Below are 25,673 nucleotides of genomic sequence, written 5' to 3' on the forward strand. Positions count from 1 at the left end.
CAGCCTGTGGACTACGGCTTCGGCAGCACCAACGACGCCGATAACAGCGCCTCCGGGCAAGCGGGGCGCCCGTGCGCGGTCTGCGGCACGGTGATGGAGTATTGGCGCCCGCGCAGCCAGAAGTACTGCTCCGACCCCTGTCGCACCTCGGCCGCCAAGAGGCAGCGGGTCGAACGCCCGCGGCGATGACCGGCTACAAGCAGGTCCGCTCGGTCATCGCCACCCTCGCCGGGGACGCCGCCCTCGCCCTCGGCTACCTCGCCGAATACCTGTCCGGTGAGGGCCTCAACCACGTTTCTGTAGAACGGACTTGGCAGCCGCTCGGCATGCGCCCCATGTGCTTCGGACCGCTGCCAGTTGAGGTCGCCGCTCGCTGTGAACCGACCGAACTCGACCCAGACACCGATACGCATCTCAAGGGCGTTGCCCACGACTTCTCCGCTCGGCTCCTGGGCGGAGCGTGCGGAATCGCCGGCACCTTTACGGTCCTCGACGACCTCGCTGCCTTCTTGCGCTACATGCTCGACACCCCGGCCGCCCCGGCGCAGGCTGGGTTCGGTCCGGCCTGGACCGCAGAATCACTGATCGTCCAGACCGGAGCCCTGGAACCAGTACGCGGACTGTTCTGACACCCCGCCCCCGGCACCGCCCCTGCCGACGACGTCTGGGTCCATTGCAGCTTCTCCGGCACCGGCATGTGGATCTCACCTCGTCAACGGCGATGGGCGGTGCTCCTGACCAACAAGCTCTACTACACCCGTGATCGCCAACCACTGACGGACGTCCGTAACGCCTTCCGCGGACTCGCCTTCGATTGAGGCGGGGCGGCTTGGTGGGCACGCTCACTCCGCAGGGCGAGCCTTGGCGACAGCCTCCGCCAGATGGGCGTTGAGCAGGCCAGGGGCCCCGGAGACGACCATCAGAACGTTGCCGGTACGGATTGCCGTCTGCTTGACGACGTTGCGCTGCCCCGCGGCTGAGAAGGCGAACAGCTGGCTCCACTGCTCGTCGCCCAGCTCCGGCGCGTCCGTCTTCGTAGTGCCCATGTCGGAAGCGCGCGGGTTCGCGGATTCCCCGAGGAGAGTGAGCGAGAACCCGCGCGCCGATCCGTCGATTTGGGAGCCGTGGCACACGAGTTCCGCTCGTTCGCGTTCGTCAGCTCGGTGGGCAGGCCGGGCGGAAACATGCCGTTGGATTCGTTTCCCCAAGCTCAGACCTCTTGGACGTCAGTCAATGGGGTCGTCGGTCCACACGAGCGTCCCGGGAAAATCTGGGTCTACGTCGGTTACCTCTAACTCGCCTCCTCCTGGGAGGGGCATGATCCACGGCGGCGGAGAGGCCAGCAGGTTCCCGACAAACGCAAGGGCCACGGACAGAGAAGCGCGCAGAGGGTCTGTGCTGAGAAAGTAGCCTTCCTCGATGTCCCACGATCCGAGTCGGCCTGTTCTGGTATCGACCATCAGCTTCGTGACGCTGAGCTCGGCGATAGGAACGAGGAAGGGCTTGTCCTCTAAGCCCAGGTTCGCGTCATCGGGCGTCGCATACTCCAGCCAGATCGAACGGTTCCTGAGGATTTCCTCGATTCCGAGGAGCGTGTACCCCGGGGGCAGGATCTCGGTGAGGCCGGACCCGTCATGCCGTAACAGTGACCGCTCAACGTCTTCAGGCAGCCTCACCCCGAGGCGTTCATAGAGACGTTGAAGGTCTTCGCGGGTGCAGGGGCCCGGCAATGGGTCCTCCTCAGGGGCCTGCTGGGCAATCCAGCGTTCGATCTTCGCCCAGGACTCCTCGACCGTCATACGTCCGCTCCCTTGCCCCTGTGCCGAGTGCGGTGCCCGCCTTGCCCTCGGGGAGGCGGGCACTGCGTGTGGTTCAACGACGTTGCGCTATGAGCAGGTCTTGCCGCCTGGCAGGGGGAAGACCCCGGCCGGCGGTCGGTGTTCTGGTCGGCACGGCGCGGACGACTTGTCCGGTGGCTGTATCCCGTAGCTCATCTTCGCGTCCTGTCGTGTGACGGTGGAGCTCTCCAAGGTGAAGGACACGAAACGTGGCCGGTAGATGGTGGGGTCGCGGTAGTGAGCCCCAGTGGGGGTGACGTTGTTGTCGAAGTTGTTCACGTTGTAGGACATGATCCAGCGGCCGCCGCTGGCCAGTGACGGGGGTACGTGCGCGTTGTACGCGAAGCACCTGCCGTCCTCCTGCCCCTCGGTGCAGTCACCGTACGGCCCCGGCTCGGGCATCCGGTACACCACGTCGTGGCCCTCCCAGGAGCCGAAGACCCCGTACGGGTCACAGCCGGACCACAGGCGGACCTTCCCGCTGAAGGCTTCTGTGCTGTCCTGGCTGATGAGGACGTAGTTACCCTTGTACGGCGTGACGCTGTACTCGTTGGCCACACCGATCAGTGCGTTGTCGCCTTCGGTCTCGCCGTACATCCACTGGCCTCTGCCGGAGTTGAGGTACTGCCACTTGTCAGGGTCGGAGACGTTGGTTCCCTTGACGCGGGCGATCCTCATGCCCTTGTTGATGGGCGCGTCATCGGTGCCGTAGATGTAGGTGTACCCGTCGCCGCTCTGCTCGGCGGACATGACGGCTGATCCCCACTGGACACCCGCCTCCGAGGGGAGTGGCTGCATCGATTCGGGCTCGGTGAGGTCGGCCAGGTCGAACGTGGCCACGAGTGACTGTTTGATTTTGAAGTCCCAGTCGCCGGAACCGAACTTGTGCCACTCGTGGAAGATGACCTGGAGCTTCTTCTCCCCGCCGATGGTGCTGACGAGGCCGTCTCCGAGCCAGTACCAGTGCTTCTCCGCCGAAGGCGGCATGATCGCTTTCCTGTCAGCGCCGGTGATGGTGCTCAGGTTGTCGCCGACCTGGGATACGAACGTGCTGTTGATCAGCGGCGCGCTGGTGGGCCGGGTGCCATTGTCGTTCAAAGGGCCGAGGAAGGTGTCGGAGAACAGCCACAGGCGGCGGCCGTCAGGCAGCGTGACGCTGTACGTCGAATCCCCTCCGGTCCATCCGTCACGAGTGGTCGCGGCGTACTTGTTGAACAGATCCTCCGGGTAAGCCTTCGGCTTGGCCTGCTTGGCTTCCACAGCGGGCGCCGCGGAGCACTGGTGGTAGGTCACCGGCGCTGCGACACCGGACGGCTTGTCGGGTCCGTTGTAGTCCCCTCCCGACGGCGTGACCAGGTGGACGTAGAACTCGTCGCCGTCGAGCATTCGATTGACCTTGTAAAAACTGTTCTCCAGGTCATTTCCGGCGTCCTGATTGTGCTTGGAACTGATTGCCTTCACGGAGAAGTGTCGGTAACCGTCATTGGGATCGATAGTGTTGACGCCCGTATCCGATCCCTCATAGGTAGACGCATACGGATACTCGTCACAGTCACGCCGCTTGTCCGGTATTGCGGTCGCATAGTTCCTGCCGAAGTACTTCTGACACTGGCGGCGAGATTTCCTGCGATTCTTCTCCTTATCGTTGTTTGACGAGGTGTCCTTGTCGAACCTTCTGGTCAGTGGGTTTTTGCTCTGCGGCGAGCCTGGAATGACCTTGTCGAATTTTGATGAAGGCTTCGTCCGGTTCGGCGTTTTCTGCGCTTCCCATACGTGGTCGGTCTGCTCTTTCCATCCCGGACGCGAGTCAAACCGGTACGTCACGGGCTCGTCGTCGTCGAAGACGCATCCGCGTGAGGAGCCGACGTAGATGGCCGAGTCGCAGCGGAACGGGCCTCCCTTCCAGGTGTGGTGCTCAGTCTCGTGCCCCGGGCCATATTCAACGGTTGCGTTGAGGCCGAAGGTGTAGTTGGCGACCTTGTCGCCGGTCAGGTTGCCCTCCGGGGAGGAAAACGTGGCCCAGTCGTCCGAGGGTGGCTGCGACCAGTTTCTTAAGGTGTCGTTCCGCCCGTCGTTCCTGACGTTGCACTTCGGGCCGTTCGGCGTCTTGACATCGCAGTTAGCCCCTTCGAACTTGAGCTTGGCGTCCCACGGAGGCTTCTCGCCGCTGGGACGGAAGTTGTCGACCTGTATCCACAGCTCTGTCTTGCGGTCGGCCTCCGCGGGGCCTGTACGCCCGATGCCCATGACCGAAATCCGGAACAGGATGCGTCCGGCCATCGTGCAGACCGGAGGGTTCGGCGTACACCTGTTAAGCCTTACCTCGGCATCGGGTACCACCATGCACCACGTGGAGCGGTCGATGATCACGCCGCCCTCTCTGTCGGCGCCCGGAGCGTTACGGCAGGTGTCCATGCCCGGCGCCGATAATCGTGTCTGGCGTTTGAGTTGACGTTGCCGCTCTTCGTAGCTGGGCAGGTTGCGGTATGCGTAGCGCGAGATGGCTTTGCGTTTTTCGGGCGCCATCGGTTCTTTGGGCTCTTGTTTGCTGGGGTTGAACTCGTAGGTGTAGCGAACGTCGCTGTCGTCCGAGGGGGTTGCTGCTCCTGTGAGGGCGCCGATGCCGAGGAGCATCGCAAGCGCGAGGACGGTGCCTAAGATCGGTCTTCGGTTCAATGTGCGCCTCTGTTGCGTCGGTTGGTGCAGGACTAGACCAGAGCGAAACGGGCAGGCGCGAGATCAAACAAGATGCAGACTTTTGTCAAGGCTCGTAGTTGGCTGGATGTCCTGCGGCCTGGCCGTCTAACCGGAATGGCACGCCCACGAGGAGGTCGTTTGTGAGCTTCGTGCGCAAGTCGTGTGGGCAACATGAAGCACGGGGCTGAACGGAAGATTCAGATACCACTGAAGAGCGGCAGGTCCCAGCCGGAATTCGGCCGGAACGGGGAACCACAGTAGATGCATGCACCTGATCTTGTGCGCGAGCCGTGTTCCCTCAGGTCGCCGAAATCGCTGTCGCGGCAGATGCGCGGCTTGCCGCGATAGTCGGCACGGCGTTACATGGCTCCGAGCTGTGGACTCTTTGCTCCAGCAGCGTGCTCCCGCCGTACTCCGGCCCCCAGTTCTGGCAGCCGCGGTCGCTTGCGGCCACCGTCGCCGACGTAGCTTGGCCGTGCGCTCGGGGGTGGGCGACGGTGACGTAGCGCATCGCCGTCTGCCCGGTGACACCGAACAGGCGCATCAGTCTGAGAGGGTCGGCGCTTTCGGACGCCTCGTTGAGAATGCGGTCCTGTCGCAGCCCGCTCAGAGTCAGCCCTCGGGGGAGAGCGGCGCTCAGCAGGCCCATGCTGACGGCTGGGTGGTCGGGGTCGACCGCACTCACCTGGCTGACCAGTAAGTGTGGGTTGGTCGAAGCGGGCCAGCACTGGTGGCGGTAAGCCGTCCAGTCAACGGCGAGTTGGTGGGTCAGCTCCTCCAGATACAGAGTGTGCCGCACCAGATCGCGCCTGACTTCGAGGGTGCCGCGCGAGAGGTCGAGGCCCGTCGTGTGCAGGGCTCGGAGTCAGTTCGGGTCATGGGCCACGTCAGTCTCTGGCCCGAGTTACTTCGGGACGAAGAGGTCGTAGGTTCGAATCCCCCTTGCAGCGGGAAACAGCAGGTGAGGCGCTTACCGGATTCGGTGGGCGCCTCACCTGTTTCTGCATGGCTGTCCGGCACGCGGCCGGCCGCCGACCCCGTCTCATCCTCCGAGTCCGACCCCCGGCACCGGCACGGGAACCGCTCCGTGGCGTTTGCCTGCGGTCAGGGCTTCCGCGAAGGCGGTCTCGTTCGAGAGGTGCGCCTCTCGGACGATCACGTCCACTCCCGCCGGCGTGACGAGGGAGCGGTTGAAGGTGATCACTGCCCAGGTGTCCGCCTGGGAGCGTTCCGCGATGCGCCAGGTGCTGGTCAGGAGCGCCAGCGGGCCCCGGCCGCGCCAACGGTAGGCCGCCGTGCCGACACGGGTGTCGGTTCCCATGATCCGGCGTGCGCCCCTTCGGGTGCTGTAGGCGACCTCGTCGCGCATGCGGTGGCCGTCCGCGAGCGGGGTGTAGGTGAACGTCGGGCCGGACCGCCGGCCGGACAGCCACATCGGGAACGTCGAGCACACGATGTGCCAGGTTCCGGCGAGCTGTTGGGGCGTGACGTCGGGATCCATGGGGAGCCAGCCTAGGCAGCGGCAGGGATGCCCTGTCCAGTGGTCCTCGGTTCGGGACGAGGCCCACGTGTGCTGTCGGAGACGTACCAGCGGTGGCTTCCGGTATCCCTTGTCGCTCCCACTTCTCGGCTTCGTGTATCCGCCGTGTATCGGCCACCGCTCCATCGGCCATCGGTTCGGCGGGGGCGTGCGGCGCGCGGGTGATGGCTGTCGTTTCGGGTGATACGGCGTCGTATCGTTCCCTTCCGGTGGCCGTTCCGTCTTTCCTTTCCTCCCCGGTCGGCAGCGGGGTGCCGGGCGTGCCGCTCCCCCACCCGTCCGCCCGTCCGCCCGTCCGCCCGTCCGCCCGAAGTGGAGCGTCTCCTTGTCCTCGTCCGTCTCCGTCCCGGCGTCCGTTCCTCCCGTCCGGGTGCTGCTCGTGGAGGACGACGAGCTGATGCGGCGGTCGTTCGCCGTCGCCCTGGAGCGGTACGGGTACGCGGTGACGGCGGTCGCCGACGGGCTCGCGGGGCTGGAGGCCTTCCGGGACGGGCCGCAGGGCGCGGACTTCGACCTGCTGATCCTGGACGTCATGCTGCCCGGGCTCGACGGGATCGGGCTGTGCCGGCGGGTGCGCGAGAGCAGCCTGGTGCCGGTGCTCATGATGTCCGCGCGCGGCGACGGGCTCGACGTCGTCGCCGGTCTCGAGGCCGGCGCGGACGACTACGTGGTCAAGCCCGTCGACACGTACGTGCTCGTCGCGCGCATCCGGTCGCTGCTGCGGCGCGCCACCTACGCGCCCGCCGAAGGCGCCGGGACCGCCCCCGCCGACGGGACCGCGCCGCCGGAAGGGGCGCGGCTGGTCTTCGGGGATCTGGTCATCGACACCGGCGGTCTGGAGGTCTCCCTCGGCGGTGCCCCCGTCGCCCTCACGCCGACCGAGCTGAAGCTGTTGCTCGAGTTCGCCGCCCACCCGGGCATCGTCCTGGAGCGGCACACCCTGCTGCGCAACGTGTGGGACTACGGCTGGGACGGCGACAGCCGGGTCGTCGACCTGTGCGTGCAGCGGCTGCGCAGGAAGCTGGGGCGGGACCGGATCGAGACGGTCCGCGGCTTCGGCTACAAGTTCCGGCGATGAGGGCCGTGGCGAGTCCGCTCCGGCGCAGGGGAGCGGCCGGCCGGGCGCGCGGGCGGGGCCGCGGCTCCCTGCGCCGGAAGATCGCCGCGCTGGCCGCGGTCACCGCCTGCCTGGTCGCGGCGGCCGTCGGCCTGCTGGTGCACTTCTGGACCGCGCAGGACATCCGCGACCGCGCCGAGGCGCGCGCCACCAGTTCCGTGTACTCGGCCATGGAGACGTACCACCGCACCGGAACGCTCTCCGACGGCGCCGAGCTCGACCCCGCCGGACTGCCCGCCGCCCTGCGCCGTCCGGCCGACGACAAACGGCACACCGCCTACGACGCGCACGTCGACGGGAACCTCGGGCCGAGCGTCTGGGCCGCCCAGCGGACCGGCGGGCCCGGCAGCCGGGTCCTCGCCGTCCAGATCAACATGAGCCCGGACCTCTACGGGCTGCGCAGGCTCGACGCCAGCATGGCCGTCGCCTCGCTGGTCGCGCTCGCGGCGGCCGTGCCGCTCGCGGTGTACGGGGCCGGGCTGGTCGCCCGGCGGCTGCGGCGGGTCTCCGAGACGGCGGGGCGGATCTCCGCGGGGGACCTCGACGCCAGGACCGGGCCGACCAAGGGCCGCGACGAGGTGTCCGAGATCGCCGCCACCGTCGATCGGATGGCCGACAGCATCGGCCGACAGCTGCGCGTCGAGCGGCAGTTCAGCGCGGATGTCGCCCATGAACTGCGTACCCCTGTCGGCGGGCTGCTCGCCGCCGCCGATCTGCTGCCGCCCGGCGAGACGGCGGACCTGGTGCGCGGGCGGGTGCGTGATCTGCGCGCCCTGGTGGAGGACCTGCTGGAGATCTCACGGCTCGACGCGGGCGCCGAACAGCCGGTACGCACCCACGTCCCGCTCGCCGCCGTCGTCCGCGAGGCAGTGGCCCGCACCGGACTCGACACGTCCGTCACCGTGGTGGAGGCCGTGGTGGAGCCCGTGGTGGAGGCCGCGGTGGAGGCCACCCCCACCGTCGACACCGACCCCCGCCGTCTCGAACGCATCGTCGCCAACCTCGTCGTCAATGCCCACCGGCACGGAGCCGTGCCGGTGCACGTCACCGTCGAGGGGCACACCGTCGTCGTACGCGACCACGGCCCCGGCTTCCCCGACCAGTTGCTGCGCGACGGGCCGCGCCGGTTCCACACGGGCGCGGCCGAGCGCGGCACCGGGCACGGGCTCGGGCTGACCATCGCGCTGGGCCAGGCCCGGGTCCTCGGCGCCGAGCTGCGGCTGGCCAACGACCCGGACGGCGGCGCCGTCGCCACCCTGCGGCTGCCGCCCACCTGATCCCCGCCACCCGCCCCCGTCCACCAGGCCCTACGGACTCGATACGAGGCTGCGCGGGCGTCGATACACGGCGGCCCCGGGCGCCGATACGTTCCCCGGACACCCTTCGAAGTGCGGCCCCCGCGCCGCCCGCCGTCCCCACCGCACTTCGAAGAGGAGTCCCCCGTGACCTCCGCTCCCCCCGCCCCGTACGCGCTTCGCCCCGATCCCGGGATCGCGGCCGCCACCGTCGGCCTGACGAAGGTCTACGGCAGCGGTGACACCCGGGTCGTCGCGCTCGACCGGGTCGACATCGGCTTCCGGGAGGGCGAGTTCACGGCGATCATGGGGCCGTCGGGGTGCGGCAAGTCGACGCTGCTGCACTGCGCCGCGGGACTCGACACGGTCACCTCCGGCTCCGTCCGCATCGGCACCACCGAGCTGAGCACGCTCGACGACCGGCGGCTCACGGCTCTGCGCCGGGACCGGATCGGCTTCGTCTTCCAGGCGTTCAACCTGCTGCCGACGCTGACCGCCCTGGAGAACATCACGCTGCCGCTGGACATCGCCGGGCGCAGGCCCGACCCGGAGTGGCTGGACCGCGTCGTCTCCATGGTGGGCCTCGCGCAGCGGCTCGGGCACCGCCCCGGGCAGCTGTCCGGCGGGCAGCAGCAGCGCGTCGCGGTGGCGCGGGCGCTGGTCTCGCGGCCCGCGATCGTCTTCGGGGACGAGCCCACCGGCAACCTCGACTCCCGTGCCGGGGCCGAGGTTCTCGGCTTCCTGCGCGACTCGGTGCGCGAGCTGGGCCAAACCGTGGTCATGGTGACGCACGACCCGGTCGCCGCGGGCTATGCCGACCGCGTCGTCTTCCTCTCGGACGGGCGCCTCGTCGACGAGATGACGCAGCCGACCCCGGAGCGGGTCCTGGACCTGATGAAGGCGTTCGACACGCGCGCCGCCGACGCCGGGCGCTGACCCCGGCCCCGGCCGCCGCCCCCGTCTCCCCCGTCGCCACCCCGCCCCCGTAAGCCTGGAAGCCTGAAGTCACCCATGCTGAAAACAGCCCTGCGCAACGTTCTCGCGCACAAGGCGCGTCTGGCCATGACCGTGCTCGCGGTCTGTCTGGGCGTCGCGTTCGTCACCGGCACCCTCGTCTTCGCGGACTCCTCCGCCGCCGCCTACCGCGCCGCGGCGGCCCGCGACTTCGCGGACATCGCCGTCACCGTGACCGCCAAGGAGCAGCCGCCCGGGACCGGCGCGGCCGGGAAGGACGGCGCCGCGCAGGACGCGGTGCTCGACGACTCCCTCGTACGGAAGCTCGCCGGGGTGCCCGGTGTCGCCGCCGTGCGGCCCGCCGCCGACGGCTCGGCGACCCTGAACGCCGCGGACGGCAGCCCGCTGCGGGCCGGGAAGGCGTGGGCGAACCTGGCCGGCGCCTACCTACCGGACAAGAAGGGCGCGGACAGCCGCTATCCGCTGGCCGAGGGGCGGGCCCCGTCCGGTGCCGGCGAGCTCCTCGTGGACAGCGGCACCGCCGCCGCGGGGAAGCTGAAGATCGGCGACACGGTCACCCTGGCCACCGACGGACCCGTGCTGAAAAAGCGGCTCGTCGGCATCGTCACCACCACGGACAGCCGGGTGACCGCGGGCGGGACCCTCGCCCTGTTCGACCGGGCGACCGCGCAGCGGCTGTTCGCGTCGCCGGGGCACTACACCTCGATCGACCTGTCGGCCGCGTCCGGCACCGACCAGTTCACGCTCGCCGACCGCGTCGGCGCCGTGCTCCCCGCCGACCGCGCCGAGGCGACCAGCGGCGCCGCCCGTGCCGCCCAACAGTCCACCTATCTGGACACGTTGACGCGCGGCCACCAGAAGATGCCCACCATCTTCGCCGCCGTCTCGCTGTTCATCGGGTCCTTCCTGATCGTCAACACGTTCACCATGCTCGTCTCCCGGCGCACGCGGGAGATCGCGCTGCTGCGGGCGATCGGCTCCTCGCGCCGCCAGGTGGTGCGCTCCGTGCTGTGCGAGGCGGCGCTGGTCGGGCTCGCCGCGTCCGCGGCCGGCTTCGTGCTGGGCCTCGGCATCGCCTCCGTACTGCCGCACCTGCTGAGCACCTCTCAGGACACGCTCCCCCAGGGGCCGTTGGTGATCGGTCCGCTTCCGGTCGTCGCGGCGCTCGGCGTCGGCGTGGGCGTCACCGTGCTCGCCGCGTGGCTGCCGTCCCGCAGGGCGGCGAAGGTCGCGCCCCTGGAGGCGCTGCGTTCGTCCGAACAGCCGCCCTCCGCCACCGCGTCCCGCGTCCGCGGCGCGACGGGGCTCGGCCTGCTCGTCCTCGGTGCCGGACTGCTGGTCGCCCTCACCGGGGCCGAGGACGCCTCGGAGGCGAACCTGCAGCAGGCGCTGCTCGGCTGCGCGCTCCTGGTCACCGCCCTGATCGTGCTGGCCCCGCTGCTCGCCGCACCGGTGATCCGTCTCGGCGAACGGCTCTCCGGCGCCGTCGGCCGCTCCGGGGACCCGGCCGCAGCGGACCGCTCCGGCGGCCCGGCCGCGGCGAACGGCCGTGCCAGGGGCTCGGCCCGCTCGCGCGTCATCGCCCGGCTCGCCCGCGAGAACGCGCTCCGCGATCCCCGGCGCACCGCCGCCACCGCCTCCGCCCTGCTGATCAGCACCGCGCTGGTCGCCGGGCTCGCGGTGATCGGGACCTCCGCGGGCCGGGCCCTGGACCGGCAGGCCGCCGCCGGGCTCGGCGCGGACTACGTGATCGGCAGCAGGACCAGCACCACCGCCGTCGACCCGGCCGCCGTCCGCCGGGTGGCGGGGACGGACGGGGTGCGCACGGCGGTGCCCGTCGCGGACTCCACGCTGTTCGTCGGCGGCGGGGTGCGGGAGATCTCCGGCGTCGATCCCGCGACGGTGGACGACGTGCTGGACCTCGACTTCACCAGCGGCTCCCTCAAGGATCTCGGCCCCGGCCGGATCGCGCTCTCCGCCACGGCCGCCCGGGAACAGGGCGTGCGCGCGGGCGGCACCGTCACCGCCCGCATGGGCACCGGCCGGGGGTTCGAGCGGTACACGGTCGTCGGCGTCTACCGGGACAACCCCACCGCCCACGACGCGCTGGGCGCCCGCGCCGAGGTGCAGCGGCACGCCTTCAGCCCCGGCTCCGTCCAGCGGATCCTGGTCCGCACCGACGACGGCGCCGACCCGGCGGCCACCGCGGACCGGCTGCGCGCCGCCACCGGCCACAGCCCCCTCGTCCAGGTGAAGGACCGCGAGGAGATCGTCGACGAGGCCGCGGGCTCGCTGGGCGACCTGCTCACCCTGATGTACGGGCTGCTCGCCATCGGCGTCGTCATCTCGCTGCTCGGCATCGTGAACACCCTGGCCATGTCGGTGTCCGAGCGCACCCGCGAGATCGGCGTCCTGCGCGCCGTCGGCATGGACCGCGCCGGCATCCGGCGGATGATCCGGCGCGAGTCCGTGACCGTCGCCGCGTTCGGCACCCTGCTGGGCCTCGCGGGCGGCCTGTTCGGGGCGTGGGCGGTCGGCTCGCTGACCTCCGGCGCGCTGCCCGGGTACACCCTGACGCTGCCCTGGGGGACGCTGCTCCTCGTCTGTCTGGTGTCCCTGGCGACCGGGGCGGCCGCGGCGGCGCTCCCGGCCCGCCGGGCGGCGGCGCTGAGCCCGCTGGAGGCGGTGGCGGAGGGGTGACGCTCCCCCTCCCGGGACCCCGCCCCCGGCTCCCGGCTCCCGGCTCCCGGCTCCCGGCTCCCCTGTCCTCGTACGGGCACGGCCCTCACGCCACCGCGTTCCGCAGTACGCGCCCCCACATCGACGCGTACTGCCGCCACAGCGGCCCGGTGACGTAGGGCAGTCCGTGGCGGGCGCAGATCTCCCGGACCCGGGGGGCGAGTTCGGCGTAGCGGTTGCTGGGCAGGTCGGGGAAGAGATGGTGCTCGATCTGGTGGCTCAGGTTGCCGCTGAGCACGTGCAGGAGAGGGCTGCCCTCGATGTTCGCCGAGCCCTGGATCTGCCGCAGGTACCACTCGCCGCGGGTCTCGCCGTCGATCTGCTCCTCGGTGAACGTCTGCACGTCGCCGGGGAAATGGCCGCAGAAGATGACCGTGTGCGCCCAGATGTTGCGGGCGGTGTTGGCGGTGAGGTTGCCGAGCAGGCAGGGCAGCGCGGAGGGGCCCGCGAGGAGCGGGAAGAGGACGTAGTCCTTGGCGGCCTGGCGGGCGGCCTTGCGGACCAGGCCCGTCACGTCGCCGAGCAGCGAGCGCACGCTCTTGGCGCCCCGCGGCACCGCCTCGGCCTCCAGGTCGTACAGGGCGATGCCCCACTCGAAGACCGGCGCGAGCAGCGCGGTGAACAGGGGCTGCAGCAGGTGGGCCGGGTGCCAGGGCTGGTCCGGGCTCATGCGCAGGACCGTGTAGCCGAGGTCGCGGTCGCGGCCGACGACGTTGGTGTACGTGTGGTGCAGGTGGTTGTGGGTGCGCTTCCAGGCCTCGGCCGGGGTGACGAAGTCCCACTCCCAGGTGGTCGAGTGGATCGCGGGGTCGCCCAGCCAGTCCCACTGGCCGTGCAGGATGTTGTGGCCGAGCTCCATGTTCTCCAGCGTCTTCGCGACGGCGAGCAGGGTGGTCCCGGCCCACCAGGCGGGCGGGAGGAGGGAGACGGCGAGCGCGGCCCGGCCGCCCGCCTCGCAGCCGCGCTGCACGGCGATCACCGTACGGATGTACCGGGCGTCGTCCGCCCCGCGTGCGGCGAGGATCTCGGCGCGCAGCGCGTCCAGTTCGCGCCCGAGGCGCTCGGCGCGGTCCGCGCCCGGCACGACGCCCGTCGGCGTCGGCACCCGGGACGCCGCCCCTCCCGACCCGACGGACCCGCCGGACCCGCCGGACCCGACGGACCCGGCAGATTCGGCAGATTCGGCAGATTCGGGGGGCTCGGCGGACCCGACGGACCCGGCAGATTCGGGGGGCTCGGCGGACCCGACGGATTCGACGGCAGTAAGGCCGGAAGTCCCGGGCAGGGGATGAGTCATGGGGGTCACGGGAGTGGTGCGGGGCGTGGGCACGGTCGTGGGCATGGGAGTCTCCAGGGGAGCTCGGGCACATCGGGTCTCTTCGGGGTTCCTACAGATCGAGGGCGAGCGGTCCCGCGGCTCCGTTGACGCAGGTCTGGATCAGCTCGCCCGGTTCGCCGCGCGTCTCGCCGGTGCGCAGGTCGCGCACCCGTCCGCCGGCGAGCGGGACCAGGCAGCCCAGGCAGATCCCGCGCCGGCACCCGTACGGCATCCGCACGCCCGCCGACTCGCCGGCCGCGAGGAGCGGCACGGACGGTGCCGCCCGCACCTCGACCCCGCTGCGCCGGAACCGCACGGGGTGCCCCGCGCCGCTCTCGTCGCGCGGCGGCAGGGGGGTGAGCCGGAAGCGTTCCGTCCGCAGCTTTTCCCGTACGCCCGCGGCCGCCCAGTGCCGTTCGGCGGCGTCGAGCAGCCCGGCGGGGCCGCACACCCGGGCCTCCCGGGCGCGCCAGTCGGGGCAGCGGGCGGCGATCCCGTCCATGGTGAGCCGTCCCTCCCTGCGGGTGTGGACGACGTGGACGGTCAGCCAGGGCGAACGGGCCGCCAGTGCCGCGAGCTCGGCGCCGAAGAGGCCCGTGCGGGCGTCCGGGGCGCTGTGCAGCAGGACGGTGTCCGGCGCGGGGGCGGGGCGGCGGGGATCCCGGCCGCCATCTCCGCCATCTCCGCCGCGTCCACCGTGTCCGCCGCGTCCGCCATCTCCGCCGCGTCCGCCATGCCCGCCGCGTCCACCATGTCCCTGATGTCTGCGGTGGTCGCGGTCGCCGCGGTCGAGGGTGCGCAGCATCCCCAGGGCGGGGGTGATGCCGCTGCCCGCCGTCACGAACAGCAGCGGGGCGGGCGCGGACCGGCCGGACGGCGTGCCCGGCAGCACGAATTCGCCCTGTGCGGGCCCCAGCAGGAGCACGTCACCCGGCTCCGTCCGGCGCACCAGCCACGGCGAGACCCGGCCGTCCGGCCGCTCCTTGACCGTGATGGTCACCTCGCCGCCGGGCGCCGGGGCCGCGGGCGCGGTGATCGAGTACGTGCGCCAGTGCCGTACGCCGTCGATCTCGACGCCGACCGGCAGGTACTGGCCCGCCCGGTGGCCGCGCCAGCCCCGGCCCGGCCGGATCACCAGCGTGGCCGCCGCGTCGCCCTCCGGCCGGACGGCGGTGACCCGGCCCGCGGGGTGCCGCGCCGACCAGAGCGGATCGACCAGGCCGAGGAAGTCGTCCGGGGCGAGGGGGCTGGTCAGCCAGGACGCCGCCTTCAGCGCCAGAGCGGGCAGGAGGGAAAAAGTGTCGGAAAAGGGTTGTGTGGGCGTGTACTTGGACACGTGCGGACCTTCCCCTGCGGGGCCGGGTCCCCGCCGGATCCGTACCGGGGGACTCCGGGCCGGAGGACCCGGTACCTGAGGAAGGCCGAGCGAAACACACCGCGGAGCGGACCACACCGGCGCCGGACCGCTTTGCGCCACCGGGCGGCCGGGCGGCGTCGGCGGGGGCGCGTCCGTGGGCTGGGCGGGGTGCGGCAGGACCGTGCGGGGGCGGACCGCGCGGGCGGGCGAGGATGGCCCGATGCCGTCGGCGGGACTCTCCGCGTCGTATCGGTGCCGGTCCCTCCCCTCGTGGGGACCGGCACCGATCGACGCGTACGACGCCGACGCGCGGTGCAACTGCGTATCGGCGCGGATCAGGGAAAGTCCGGATCCGCGATCGATGTGAACGCGGTCCGGATTTGGCCGACCACACGTGTCCTCGGAGCTCACGCGACGTGCCGTGGTGACTCCGGGGCAAGCCAGGCTCAGAACATTCGGTGGCCTGCGCCACCGTTGTCGGCCCCGGGCTGATGACCTGCCAGGACGCTGTGTGGTTGGTCCGCTACTGGGACGAGATCCTGCCAGCTACCGCTCCCGCAGAGGAGGTTCCGGCTTCGTCCGGACAACTTAACCGCAGGTCAGCCGTATAAAGTGAGTTTTCCGGTCCGGATGTCCAGGTGCGGCGGAAGTAAGGGGTGGAGGCCTTGAGTTCCGACTCAGGGGCACGCACAAGCTTCGCGGAGCGTCTCGCGCTGCTGTACAAGGAAGCCGGCAACCCGCCCCTCAAGCGTGTGGCCGAAGCGGTCGTACGCCTGCAGCGCGTCGACGAACGCGGGCGGCCCGTACGCGTGTCCGCGCAGCGGATCAGCGACTGGCGACGCGCGAAGAACGTGCCCGCGCAGTTCGCCGCGCTCGCCGCGGTCCTGCACGTCCTCATACCCGAGGCGCGCCGCGAGCGACCCGCCCCGGTGTCCGCGGGCCTGTACGACATGGCGCAATGGCACCGGCTGTGGGAGCGCGCCGTGGCCGACCCGGTCGGCGGCGCCACGGGTCCCGCGGAGGACGAGGAGGGGCCGGCGGCCGAGGCGCCGGACGTCCCCGCCGTCTGCCCGTACCGGGGGCTCGCCTCGTACCGGCAGGAGGACGCCCAGTGGTTCTTCGGCCGGGACCGGAGCACGGAGGCGCTCGTCGCCCAGCTCCGCGCGGCGCGGGACACGGGCGGCCTGGTGATGCTCGTGGGCGCGTCCGGGGCGGGCAAGTCCTCCCTCCTCAACGCGGGCCTCGTACCCACCCTGCGCAACGGCGCGCTGGACGACGCGGACGGCGGGGCCACCGGACCGGTCCTGCAGCTCGTGCCGGGCGCCGACCCGCTCGCGGAGCTGACCCGGCAGATACCCGAGCTCGCCCCCGCGGTCGCCGTCGCCCGGCGGCAGGAGCAGCACGAGTCGGAGCCCGGCACGCCGGAGTTCGTCCGGGCCGTGCGCGAGGCCGCCACCACCTGGGCCACGCAGGCCGCAGAGGCCGCACCGGCCACTGACGGGCAGGGCGGACGGGACGGGCAGGGCGGACACGGCGGTCACGGCGGTCACGGCGGTCACAGCGGGCGCGAGGGACTCGGCGCCCCCGGAACCACCACCCCCAGAACCACCGCTTCCGGAACCATCGCCTCCGGAGCCACCACCTCCGGAGCCACCACCCCCGGAGCCACCACCTCCGGAACCACCGCCTCCGGAGCCACCACTTCCGGAACCATCGCCTCCGACGCCCTGCGCCCCGTCGTCATCGTCGACCAGTTCGAGGAGACCTTCACCCTCACCCCGGACGAGGCCGACCGGCGCACCTTCATCCAGCTGCTGCACGCCGCCTGCGCCCCCGCCGACGACGGCGGTCCGGCCCCCGCGCTCGTCGTCCTCGGCATCCGCGCCGACTTCTACGAGGAGTGCCTCGGCTACCCGGAACTCGCCGACGCCCTGCAGCACCGCCACATGGTGCTCGGCCCGCTGACCAGCGGCGAACTGCGCAAGGCCGTGACCGGCCCGGCCAAGGCCGTGGGCCTGGAGCTCGAACCGGGCCTCGCCGAGCTCATCGTCCGGGAGGTCAGCACCGACGGCCCCCGCGGGGCGCACGACGCGGGCGTGCTGCCGCTCCTGTCCCACGCCCTGCTCGCCACCTGGCAGCGCCGCAAGACCGGCCGCCTGACGCTGGCCGGCTACCGCGCCGCGGGCGGCATCCAGGGCGCGGTGGCGGCGACCGCCGAGCGCGCCTGGTCCGGCCTGGACCCGGCGGCCCGCACCGCGGCCCGGCTGCTCCTGCTCCGTCTGGTCCGCCTCGGCGAGGACACCCAGGCGACCCGGCGCCGCGGCACCCGCCGCCAGCTCGCGGAGGAGTCGACCGACCCGCACAAGACGGAGGAGTCCCTGGAGGCGCTGGTCCGCGCCCGGCTGGTGACCCTCGACGCGGAGACCGTCGAGATCACCCACGAGGCACTGCTGCACGCCTGGCCGCGGCTGCGCGACTGGATCGACGAGGACCGCAACGACAACCTGCTGCGCCAGCGCCTGGAGGAGGACGGCAAGGCCTGGGAGGAGTCCGAGCGCGACTCGGCGCTGCTCTACCGGGGCTCCCGCCTCGAACAGGCGCGGGCGTGGGCCAGGAGCGCGGGCGACACCTTCCTGACCCGGGGCGCGGTGGAGTTCCTCGCCGCGTCGGGGCGGCTGCGCAGGCGGACGGTCTGGATCAGCCGGGGCGCGGTGGCGACCCTGGTCGTGCTGGCGATGGTCGCCGTCGTCTCGGCGGTGGTCGCGCGCCAGCAGCGGGACGACGCGGTGTTCGAGCAGGTGGTGGCCGAGGCCGACCGCGCGCAGGACACCGACCCGTCCCTCTCCGCCCAGCTCGACCTGGTCGCGCACGACCTGCGCCCCGGCGACGAGGGCACCCAGAACCGGCTGATCTCCATCGTCAACGCCCCGCTCGCCACCCCGCTGCTCGGCCACAAGGGCGCCGTCTACCTCACCTCGTTCAGCCCCGACGGGCGCACCCTCGCGACCGCGAGCTACGACCGGACCGTCCGGCTGTGGGACGTGTCGGACCCGGCGCACGCCAAGCAGCTCGGCACGCCCCTCACCGGCCACAAGAGCTGGGTGAGCACCGCGGTGTTCAGCCCGGACGGCGACACCCTGGCCAGCGCGTCGGACGACGGCACGATCCGGCTGTGGGACGTCCGCGACCCGGCCCGCCCGCGCCCGCTGGGCGAGCCGGTGAGCGGGCACGGCGGCACCATCTACCTGCTGGCGTTCAGCAAGGACGGCCGCACCCTGGCCGCGGCCAACGAGGACCACGCCGTGCGCGTGTACGACGTGGCCGACCCGGCACGGCCCACCCGGCTCGCCACGCTGCACGGCCACACCGCGGCCGTGCGCTCGGTGGCGTTCAGCCCCGACGACAGGACGCTGGCGGCGGGCGGGGACGACGGCACGATCCTGCTGTGGGACACGGCCGACCGCCGCCGCCCCGAGCCGCTCGACACGAAGCTGCGCGGCCACTCGGGCACGGTGCACTCCGTCGCCTTCAGCCCCGACGGCACCACCCTCGCCAGCGGCGGCGCGGACAGCACCATCCGGCTCTGGGACGTGCACGACCCGCGCCGGAGCCGCTCCCTGGGCACCCCGCTCACCGGCCACACCGGACCCATGTGGTCCGTGGCCTTCAACCGGGCGGGCACCATGCTCGCCGCCGCGAGCGCGGACAGCACGGCGAGCCTGTGGAACGTCCGCGACCCCGCGCACCCCTCGCAGGTCGGCGAGCCGCTCGCGGGCAGCAGTGGGGAGATGTACGCGCTCGGGTTCAGCCCCGACGGGCGCACCCTCGCCACCGGCAGCGGCGACAACAAGGTCCGCCTCTGGTCGATCCCGACGTCCGACATGCTCGGCCGCATCGGCGCCTTCCGCCCCGACGGGAAGGTGCTCGCCACCGCCGCGCGCGACGAGAAGGTCCGGCTGTGGAACGTGCAGCGCCCCGACCACCCGGTCGCGCTGGGCAAGCCGATCCGGCCCGGCGAGGGGAACGTCCGCGCGCCGGTCTTCTCCCCCGACGGCCGCACCCTCGCGCTGCTCACGGGCAACCGCGCCGTCCAGCTGTGGAACGTCGCCGACCCGAAGAACCCCGTCCCCTACGGCCGGCCGGTCGCGCTGCGCACCCGGTTCGCGGCGGCGCTCGCCTTCAGCCCGGACGGCCGCACCCTGGCGACGGTGGACACCGACCGCACCATCCAGCTGTGGGACGTCGACTCGCCGGGCGACCTGCGCCGCATCGGCCCGCCGCTCACCGGCCACCAGGGCTACGTCAACTCCCTGGCGTTCAGCAAGGACGGGCGGACCCTGGTCAGCGGCAGCGCGGACGCCACCGTGCGCCGCTGGAACGTGACCGACCCGCACCGGGCCACCCCGCTCGGGGCGCCCCTGAAGGGCCACTTGGGCCCCATCAACACGGTCGTGTTCAGCCCCGACGGGCGCACGCTGGCCTCCGGCAGCGACGACGGCACGGTCCGGCTCTGGGACGTCGCGGGCCATCCGCGCGCGCCCCGCGTCGCCGCCACGCTGACCGGGCACACCGACGCGGTGGTGTCCCTGACGTTCGGCGGCGACGGCCACACCCTGGCGAGCGGCGGCAACGACAACACGGTCCGGCTCTGGGACGTCGACGAACCGGCGAAGGCCTCGCCCATCGGCCAGTCGATGAGCCCGAACGCGAAGACGGGCAGCTTCCTGACGTTCAGCCCGCGCAGCAACCTGATCGGGGTGTCGAGCGGCACCGACACCGTCCGCCTGTGGAACCTGGACACCGATGACGCGGTGAAGCGTATTTGCTCGACCACACGGGGTGTTCTCACGCGGGAGAAATGGGATGAATATCTTCCCCGGCTCTCCTACGAGCCGCCGTGCGACGAGTGACCAAGAGGAGTCGAGTAACTCTGGACTGTTTCTCGACCGTGATTCTCTCCCTCTCAACTACCGGCGCGTGAAGTGATCCCGATCACAACTCCACACTTCGGTCCCGGAGTTGACTCCCGCCGCGCATCAGGCCTTGTTATTGTTGGGCAGAGCCCGATCGCTGGTGCATCCCCCGTCGCCAGCGATCGGGCACTTCCATGTTCCGGCCCGGCGCCCCCACCCCGCGTCCGGCCCTGCGCGACGCCCCCAATTCGCACCCCGCTATTCACCGCGCGGCAGCTCCTGTGCGATTGGGGACCGAGATCGTTTCGTAGGGAAACTTCCGGCCATAAAGACGGCGGGAAGTGCGCCACCCGTTGCCCGTTCGGGCATCGGCGAGCCGTAGGGTGTGGCCCGGAAGACTTCCCTCCGGTCGCCCTCGCGGGCCTGCCGTTTCCTCGGGAAAGGTGGTGGGTGCCGTGCATCGGCGCATCATCGTCGTCACCGCCGTCCACGCCCCTTCGGCGCCTTTCCTCGCGGAGGCGTACGCGTCGCTGTGCGCCCAGGAACTGCCCGGGGACTGGGAGTGGCGCTGGCTCGTCCAGGAGGACGGCACGAGCGACCGGGTCGCACCCCACGTACCGGACGACCCGCGCGTGACGTTCCGCCAGGGGCGTCCCGGCGGCCCCGGCGTCGCCCGCACCATGGCGCTCGCGCACGCCGACGGGCCGTACGTGAAGGTCCTGGACGCCGACGACCGGCTGACCCCCGGCGCGCTCGCGCGGGACCTCGCGGCGCTCGAAGGGGACCCGGCGATCGGCTGGGCCACCTCGCGCGCCCTCGACCTGCTGCCCGACGGCTCCACGGCCGGGTTCCCCGACGACCCCGAGCACGGCCCGGTCGAGCGGCACACGGTGCTCGACCACTGGGCGGCGCACGGCCACCGGGCGCCGGTCCACCCGGCGACGCTCTGCGTCCGGCGCGACCTCCTGGTCGCCCTGGGCGGCTGGATGGCACTGCCCGCGTCCGAGGACACGGGGCTGCTGCTCGCGCTCAACTCCGTGTCCCGCGGCTGGTTCTCGGCCGAGCCCGGCCTGCTCTACCGCAAGTGGGAGGGGCAGATGACGGGCCAGTCCGCCCACGTCGACACCGCAGAGCGGACGGCACGCATGGCCGTCGTCGAGGCGCGGGCGCGGGCGCTCGCGGGTCTGCGCTGGACCGCCCCGCCCGCCTCCGGCTGAGGCACACCGCGGGCGCGCCCCCTCAGTCCAGCGTCTCCGCGTCCACCCGCGAGAACACCAGCTCGGTCTCGCCGACCACCGGCCGCCGCCAGCGCACGGGCGCCAGCGGCCGGCGGATCGCGCCCGGATAGCTCTCCGGCCTGTAGTCGTTGACCAGCCGGTACGCGTGGAAGCCCGCGCTGCGCAAGGTGTCCGTCAACTCCTCGACGGAGTCGCCGAGTTGCGCCATGCGGTCCGGGGTGACCTCCACGGCGATCTCCGCATCGGGCCGCAGCCGGTCCAGGACCGGGGCGAGCCCCCGCACGACGCCGCCCTCCGCACCCTCCACGTCGATCTTGATGACGCGGGCGCGGGCGAGCTCGTCGGGCGTCAGGAGCTCGGGCAGCGGGACGGCGTCCGCCTCGAAGGTCGACTCGGCGGGCCCGTCGTAGGGGACGATGCTGTTGGCGCCCATGTTGTGCGAGCTGGCGAGGACGAAGGTGAGCCGCTTGTGGCCGTCCGACACCGCGGCGTTGACCGCCCGGATGTTGGTGGCGCCGTTCAGCTCCGCGTGCTGGAGCACCCTGCGGTGGAAGACCGGCGAGGCCTCGACGGCCACCACCCGGCCGTGCGTGCCGACGAGGCCGGACCCGACGACCGCGAAGTAGCCCACGTTCGCGCCGACGTCGACGAAGACGTCCCCGGGCCGCAGCCGCCCCCGCAGCCACCGCGTCATGTGCGGCTCCCAGGCCCCGAAGAGATAGACGTAGCGCTGGATGAGGTCCTGGGTGTCGACGGCGAACCGGTGGCCGCCGCGGTCGGCGACGACGCGGCGGCGGGGCTCGTCCCGCAGCCGCGGGTTCAGGAACCGGGCGGCCAGCGCCGCCTTCCCGACGTCGCCGGGCGCGGCACGCACGTACCGGCGCCCGAGCGTGACCAGCGTCTGCGAAAGGGACCTGCTCATCCGACTGCCTCTCCACCGGGGTCGGATGAACGGTATCCGTCCCGCCCCGGGCGGCTACCGCCCGGCCCGGTCGAAGGGCAGGTCCAGCATGCGGATGGCGTTGCCGCGCAGCAGCTTGTACGCCACCTCCTCGGGGAGGTGGCCGACGTGGTCGGCGGCGACCTCCTTGGTGTGCGGCCAGGTCGAGTCGACGTGCGGGTAGTCCGTCTCGAAGGTGGCGTTGTCGACGCCGACGGTCTCGATGGCCTCGATGCCGTGCTTGTCGCGGAAGAAGCAGCAGAAGATCTGCCGGTAGTAGTACGTGGAGGGCGGCTCGGGGATCAGGTCCTTCACGCCGCCCCAGGCCCGGTGCTCCTCCCACACGTCGTCGGCGCGCTCCAGGGCGTACGGGATCCAGCCCATCTGGCCCTCGCTGTAGGCCAGTTTGAGCCGGGGGAACTTCACCAGGACGCCGCTGAAGAGGAAGTCCATCATCGAGGCCATCGCGTTGTTGAAGGAGAGCGAGGCCTGCACGGCGGGCGGCGCGTCCGGGGAGGCGGCCGGCATCTGCGACGACGAGCCGATGTGCATGTTCACCACGGTCCCGGTCTCCTCGCACGCGGCGAAGAAGGGGTCCCAGTACCCGGAGTGGATCGACGGCAGGCCCAGATAGGTCGGGATCTCGCTGAAGGTGACGGCCCGCACGCCCCGGGCGGCGTTGCGCCGGATCTCGGCGACGGCGAGGTCGACGTCCCAGAGCGGGATCAGGCACAGCGGGATCAGCCTCCCGCCGCTGTCGCCGCACCACTCCTCGACCATCCAGTCGTTGTACGCCCGCACGCAGGCGAGCCCGACCTCCTTGTCCTTGGCCTCGGAGAAGGTCTGGCCGCAGAAGCGCGGGAAGGTCGGGAAGCAGAGGGACGCCTCGACGTGGTTGATGTCCATGTCCGCGAGGCGCGCCTTCGGGTCCCAGCAGCCGCGCCGCATCTGTTCGCGGGTGATGCCGTCCAGCGTCATCTCGTCCCGCGAGAAGCCGACGGCGGCGATGATCCGTTTGTACGGGAAGATGCTGCCCTCGTACTCCCACCAGTCGGTGATCTGCCCGGCCGGGTCCGTCGTGAAGCGGTACTTGCCGCCGATGTACTCCAGCTCGCCGATGCCCGCCGTGAAGGGTTTGGGGCCCCGGTCGCGGTACTTGGCCGGGAGCCACGTCTCGAAGAGGTGCGCGGGCTCGATCACGTGGTCGTCCACGCTGATGACCCGGGGGAGTTCCTTGGTGCCGACCTCGCTGCTGACCACTGCTGTGCCCCCTACTGCCTGCCGGTTTCCTCGACCTAAATCTGACGATCCATCAGATGGAGGTTATGACCTCGCCCTGCGGACGGCAAGCGTCCGCCCGCAACTCGACCCCTTGCGCATTGCCGCCCGTTCCGCTGAACTGACGCATCGTCAGTTCAACGCGGGAGGGCGCTCGATGCAGACGACGTGGCTCAGCGGGGCCGAGTGGGTGGCCGTGCTCCGGATCGGACTCGGCCTGTGGTGGCTGGAGAGCTGGCGCCACAAGGACAAGAAGGAGTGGTTCGGCGGCGGCGGCATCGGCTGGGCGGCGGGCATCGCCGAGAAACACCGGTGGCCGTTCGTGCGCAAGGGCTTCGACACCGTCGTCAAGCCGAGGCCGCGCGTGATGGCGTACATCGTCGCCTACGCCGAACTGGCCCTGGGCCTCGGCCTGATCGCCGGCTTCCTCACCCCGGTGGCCCTGGTCGCGGGCATCGTCCTCAACCTCATCTACCTGGTCCTGATGATCCACGACTGGGCCGAGCAGGGGCAGAACCTGATGATGGCGCTGGCCTCGCTGGTCGCCCTCTTCGCCTGGAGCTGGCAGACCTGGTCCCTGGACGACGCCATCGGGCTCTTCGGCTAGGGACCGCACGATCCGGCACCCGCCCGGCAGGAACTGCCGCACGTGTCTGGCCTGTTGGGGCCCGGCATGGCACCCTGCCGTCGCCCGGCGGACCCGGGCGCCCGGCAGACGAGGAGACGGCCATGAGCGAGCGCACCCCCGCCGGCCCCGGCGACGACACGGGCACGGCGAAGTCCTCCGCCGAGGCGGCCCGGCCCTCCCCCGAGGCGGACCTGAAGGCGCGGCACGCGGCCCGCGCCCGCAGCGCCGCCCGGCGGGCCGCGGCGATCAGCCACCACATCGGGCAGGCAGCACCCGGCGACGGCGGGGGGCCGGGCACCGACACCGAAACCGGCTCCGGCACCGACACCGAAACCGGCTCCGGCCCCGGCCCCGGTACTGGCGGGAACCGCCCGGAGCCCGGCGGCGCGCCCGGCCCCGCGGACGACGGATCCCGGCAGAACACCGCCTGGCAGGCCGCCCACGCCGCCCGCGTCTGCGTCCAGGCCCTCGCCGTGCTCGCCGAGAGCGCCCCCGACCCGGCGGCCGACTCCCGCTGCGCGCGCAACGCCGCGGCCTCCGCGGCCCAGGCCGCCCGGATGGGACAGCGGCACGACGGCGACGGCGCCCCGGCCGAGGCCGCCTGCCGCGCCGCCGTCCGGGCCTCGCAGGCAGCGGCGGCCGCCGCAGGCCGGTCCGCGCTCGGCAGGGACGAGGCGCTCAACACCGCGGCGGACACGGCGGAGGCGGACGCCGTCACGGCCGCCGAGCAGGCGGGCTGGCTGCGCCCCGGCCAGGTCCTGCCGGAGCTCTCGACGGGCCTGCGCAGCCCCGAACTGATGTCGATGATGCACTTCTGACCGTCACGCGCCCCCGCCCGCCGGGCGGCCCCGCACCCCGCCGGACGGCCGGAACACGCCCGCTCGTGCCGCACTCCCCCGAGCAGTAGGCTTCCCGTGCGAGTGGCCCTGTGCCGGCCCTCTCCGTGCCCGGTGTTCGCGCAAGGGAAGCAAGCCGGTTCCACGTAGTGTGCGCCGCGGGCGGGCAGCAGCCCGCCCGGCGTCACGACCACGGCGGAACGGAGAGCGGTGATCAGCGATGGCATGGCCGGCGTCCTGCGGTCACTGCGCCTCGGCGTCGCCGAGCACCTCGCCCGGGATGCCGTGGGCGTGCTCGACGCGGCCGGCCTCACGGTGTCCCTGCTGGTCGGCGACGACCGGGCGGCCGAGCCCCTCTGGTGCCACCCCGCGTTCGGCGCGCGCGTCGAGGAACTGCAGTTCACGCTCGGCGAGGGGCCGGGCCCCGACGTCCTGCGGCTCGGCGCGCCCGTCGTGGAGCCCGACCTGTCCGCGGTGCGCGCGGAGCGCTGGCCCGCCTTCCTGCCCGCCGCCCGCGCCCTGGAACTGGGCGGCATCTACTGCCTGCCGCTGGGCATCGGCGCCATCCGGCTCGGCGTACTCACGGTGCTGTGCCGCGGCCCGCACGGCCTGACCCCGCAGCAGTACGAGGACGCGGCGGCGCTGGCCTCCGCGCTCACCAGCGCCTTCCTCAACGGCGCCCGCGGCCCCTCGCCGAACGGCGGCGGCCACGACGCGGCCACCGCCACCCTCGTCGGCCAGCCCAGGGAGCTGAGCAGGGCCGTGGTCCACCAGGCGACCGGCATGATCAGCGTGCAGCTCGGGGTGCCGCTGGCGGAGGCCCTGGTACGGCTGCGCGCCTACGCGTACGCGAGCGAACGCCCGCTGGGGGCCGTGGCGGAGGACGTGGTCGCCAGGCGACTGCGGTTCAGGGACGATATGGACGGGCCCCACCCGACCGACGGCGGAAAGAGGTGAGGGACGA

General features: G+C 72.0%; 18 protein-coding genes and 1 pseudogene. 10 read left to right on the top strand and 9 right to left on the bottom strand.

The annotated features are described in order from the left end of the window. Positions 1–236: 236 nt before the first annotated feature. Positions 237–818: pseudogene (locus ACFYXE_RS16115) on the top strand (serine hydrolase); the annotation flags it as partial. Positions 819–842: 24 nt separating this feature from the next. On the opposite strand, the gene ACFYXE_RS16120 reads toward ACFYXE_RS16115, so the two are convergent. From ACFYXE_RS16120 to ACFYXE_RS16140, 5 genes are all read right to left on the bottom strand, one after another. Continuing rightward, positions 843–1,046, bottom strand: a complete 204-nt coding sequence (locus ACFYXE_RS16120) for a hypothetical protein (RefSeq protein WP_389312850.1) — start codon at positions 1,044–1,046, stop codon at positions 843–845. A 180-nt stretch (positions 1,047–1,226) separates the two neighbouring features. Further along, positions 1,227–1,799: an SMI1/KNR4 family protein gene (locus tag ACFYXE_RS16125; protein WP_389312852.1), complete on the bottom strand. Its 573-nt coding sequence runs from the start codon at positions 1,797–1,799 to the stop codon at positions 1,227–1,229. Positions 1,800–1,886: 87 nt separating this feature from the next. Further along, positions 1,887–4,472 (bottom strand): NucA/NucB deoxyribonuclease domain-containing protein, encoded by a 2,586-nt coding sequence (locus ACFYXE_RS16130; RefSeq protein WP_389312854.1) that lies wholly within the window; start codon positions 4,470–4,472, stop codon positions 1,887–1,889. A 361-nt stretch (positions 4,473–4,833) separates the two neighbouring features. After that, positions 4,834–5,334 carry a hypothetical protein gene (locus ACFYXE_RS16135; RefSeq protein WP_389312855.1) on the bottom strand — a complete coding sequence of 167 codons (501 nt, stop codon included), beginning with the start codon at positions 5,332–5,334 and terminating at the stop codon, positions 4,834–4,836. Between the two features lie 243 nt (positions 5,335–5,577). After that, positions 5,578–6,036: a hypothetical protein gene (locus ACFYXE_RS16140; protein ID WP_389312856.1), complete on the bottom strand. Its 459-nt coding sequence runs from the start codon at positions 6,034–6,036 to the stop codon at positions 5,578–5,580. Between the two features lie 364 nt (positions 6,037–6,400). Here ACFYXE_RS16140 and cseB point away from each other — a divergent pair, with 364 nt between their 5' ends. The 4 genes from cseB (at position 6,401) to ACFYXE_RS16160 (ending at position 12,162) form a co-directional block, all read left to right on the top strand. Beyond that, positions 6,401–7,153 carry a two-component system response regulator CseB gene (gene cseB / locus ACFYXE_RS16145; RefSeq protein WP_389312858.1) on the top strand — a complete coding sequence of 251 codons (753 nt, stop codon included), beginning with the start codon at positions 6,401–6,403 and terminating at the stop codon, positions 7,151–7,153. 5 nt (positions 7,154–7,158) lie between these two features. Next, a complete protein-coding gene (locus ACFYXE_RS16150) occupies positions 7,159–8,469 on the top strand; it encodes a sensor histidine kinase (protein ID WP_389312860.1) in 1,311 nt (436 codons plus the stop codon). A gap of 165 nt (positions 8,470–8,634) precedes the next feature. After that, positions 8,635–9,423, top strand: coding sequence for an ABC transporter ATP-binding protein (locus ACFYXE_RS16155; RefSeq protein ID WP_389312862.1), 789 nt, complete (start codon positions 8,635–8,637; stop codon positions 9,421–9,423). A gap of 75 nt (positions 9,424–9,498) precedes the next feature. After that, positions 9,499–12,162 carry an ABC transporter permease gene (locus tag ACFYXE_RS16160; RefSeq protein WP_389312864.1) on the top strand — a complete coding sequence of 888 codons (2,664 nt, stop codon included), beginning with the start codon at positions 9,499–9,501 and terminating at the stop codon, positions 12,160–12,162. A gap of 85 nt (positions 12,163–12,247) precedes the next feature. Here the strand turns inward: ACFYXE_RS16160 and ACFYXE_RS16165 are convergent, their stop codons facing one another. Together ACFYXE_RS16165 and ACFYXE_RS16170 are read right to left on the bottom strand one after the other, a co-directional pair. Next, positions 12,248–13,306 (bottom strand): fatty acid desaturase family protein, encoded by a 1,059-nt coding sequence (locus ACFYXE_RS16165; RefSeq protein WP_389312866.1) that lies wholly within the window; start codon positions 13,304–13,306, stop codon positions 12,248–12,250. A gap of 283 nt (positions 13,307–13,589) precedes the next feature. Further along, positions 13,590–14,855 (bottom strand): ferredoxin reductase, encoded by a 1,266-nt coding sequence (locus ACFYXE_RS16170; RefSeq protein ID WP_389312868.1) that lies wholly within the window; start codon positions 14,853–14,855, stop codon positions 13,590–13,592. Between the two features lie 677 nt (positions 14,856–15,532). Between ACFYXE_RS16170 and ACFYXE_RS16175 the strand changes: the two genes are divergently transcribed. Next, positions 15,533–19,786 (top strand): hypothetical protein, encoded by a 4,254-nt coding sequence (locus ACFYXE_RS16175; RefSeq protein ID WP_389312870.1) that lies wholly within the window; start codon positions 15,533–15,535, stop codon positions 19,784–19,786. A gap of 458 nt (positions 19,787–20,244) precedes the next feature. Beyond that, positions 20,245–21,006, top strand: coding sequence for a glycosyltransferase family 2 protein (locus tag ACFYXE_RS16180; RefSeq protein ID WP_389312872.1), 762 nt, complete (start codon positions 20,245–20,247; stop codon positions 21,004–21,006). Between the two features lie 22 nt (positions 21,007–21,028). Here ACFYXE_RS16180 and ACFYXE_RS16185 read toward each other — a convergent pair whose 3' ends face one another. Together ACFYXE_RS16185 and ACFYXE_RS16190 are read right to left on the bottom strand one after the other, a co-directional pair. Continuing rightward, a complete protein-coding gene (locus tag ACFYXE_RS16185) occupies positions 21,029–21,949 on the bottom strand; it encodes an FkbM family methyltransferase (RefSeq protein ID WP_361169071.1) in 921 nt (306 codons plus the stop codon). Between the two features lie 54 nt (positions 21,950–22,003). After that, on the bottom strand, positions 22,004–23,227 hold the full coding sequence (locus tag ACFYXE_RS16190) for an amidohydrolase family protein (RefSeq protein ID WP_361169068.1): 1,224 nt from the start codon (positions 23,225–23,227) through the stop codon (positions 22,004–22,006). 175 nt (positions 23,228–23,402) lie between these two features. On the opposite strand from ACFYXE_RS16190, the gene ACFYXE_RS16195 reads away from it, so the two are divergent. The 3 genes from ACFYXE_RS16195 to ACFYXE_RS16205 all read left to right on the top strand — a co-directional run bounded on the left by ACFYXE_RS16195 (position 23,403) and on the right by ACFYXE_RS16205 (position 25,666). Then, positions 23,403–23,852 carry a DoxX family protein gene (locus ACFYXE_RS16195; protein ID WP_389312875.1) on the top strand — a complete coding sequence of 150 codons (450 nt, stop codon included), beginning with the start codon at positions 23,403–23,405 and terminating at the stop codon, positions 23,850–23,852. Positions 23,853–23,974: 122 nt separating this feature from the next. Next, a complete protein-coding gene (locus ACFYXE_RS16200; RefSeq protein WP_389312877.1) occupies positions 23,975–24,691 on the top strand; it encodes a hypothetical protein in 717 nt (238 codons plus the stop codon). Positions 24,692–24,919: 228 nt separating this feature from the next. Then, a complete protein-coding gene (locus ACFYXE_RS16205; protein WP_389312879.1) occupies positions 24,920–25,666 on the top strand; it encodes an ANTAR domain-containing protein in 747 nt (248 codons plus the stop codon). Positions 25,667–25,673 lie beyond the last annotated feature (7 nt).

This window comes from Streptomyces sp. NPDC002564 (genome assembly GCF_042889645.1).
Taxonomy (GTDB): domain Bacteria; phylum Actinomycetota; class Actinomycetes; order Streptomycetales; family Streptomycetaceae; genus Streptomyces.

What these genes read in the sequence shown, in the direction of transcription:
- ACFYXE_RS16120 (WP_389312850.1), bottom strand. Translation starts at nt 1,046, where the DNA reads ATGGGCACTACGAAGACGGACGCGCCGGAGCTGGGCGACGAGCAGTGG.
- ACFYXE_RS16125 (WP_389312852.1), bottom strand. Translation starts at nt 1,799, where the DNA reads ATGACGGTCGAGGAGTCCTGGGCGAAGATCGAACGCTGGATTGCCCAG.
- ACFYXE_RS16130 (WP_389312854.1), bottom strand. Translation starts at nt 4,472, where the DNA reads ATGCTCCTCGGCATCGGCGCCCTCACAGGAGCAGCAACCCCCTCGGAC.
- ACFYXE_RS16140 (WP_389312856.1), bottom strand. Translation starts at nt 6,036, where the DNA reads ATGGATCCCGACGTCACGCCCCAACAGCTCGCCGGAACCTGGCACATC.
- ACFYXE_RS16160 (WP_389312864.1), top strand. Translation starts at nt 9,499, where the DNA reads ATGCTGAAAACAGCCCTGCGCAACGTTCTCGCGCACAAGGCGCGTCTG.
- ACFYXE_RS16185 (WP_361169071.1), bottom strand. Translation starts at nt 21,949, where the DNA reads ATGAGCAGGTCCCTTTCGCAGACGCTGGTCACGCTCGGGCGCCGGTAC.
- ACFYXE_RS16195 (WP_389312875.1), top strand. Translation starts at nt 23,403, where the DNA reads ATGCAGACGACGTGGCTCAGCGGGGCCGAGTGGGTGGCCGTGCTCCGG.
- ACFYXE_RS16200 (WP_389312877.1), top strand. Translation starts at nt 23,975, where the DNA reads ATGAGCGAGCGCACCCCCGCCGGCCCCGGCGACGACACGGGCACGGCG.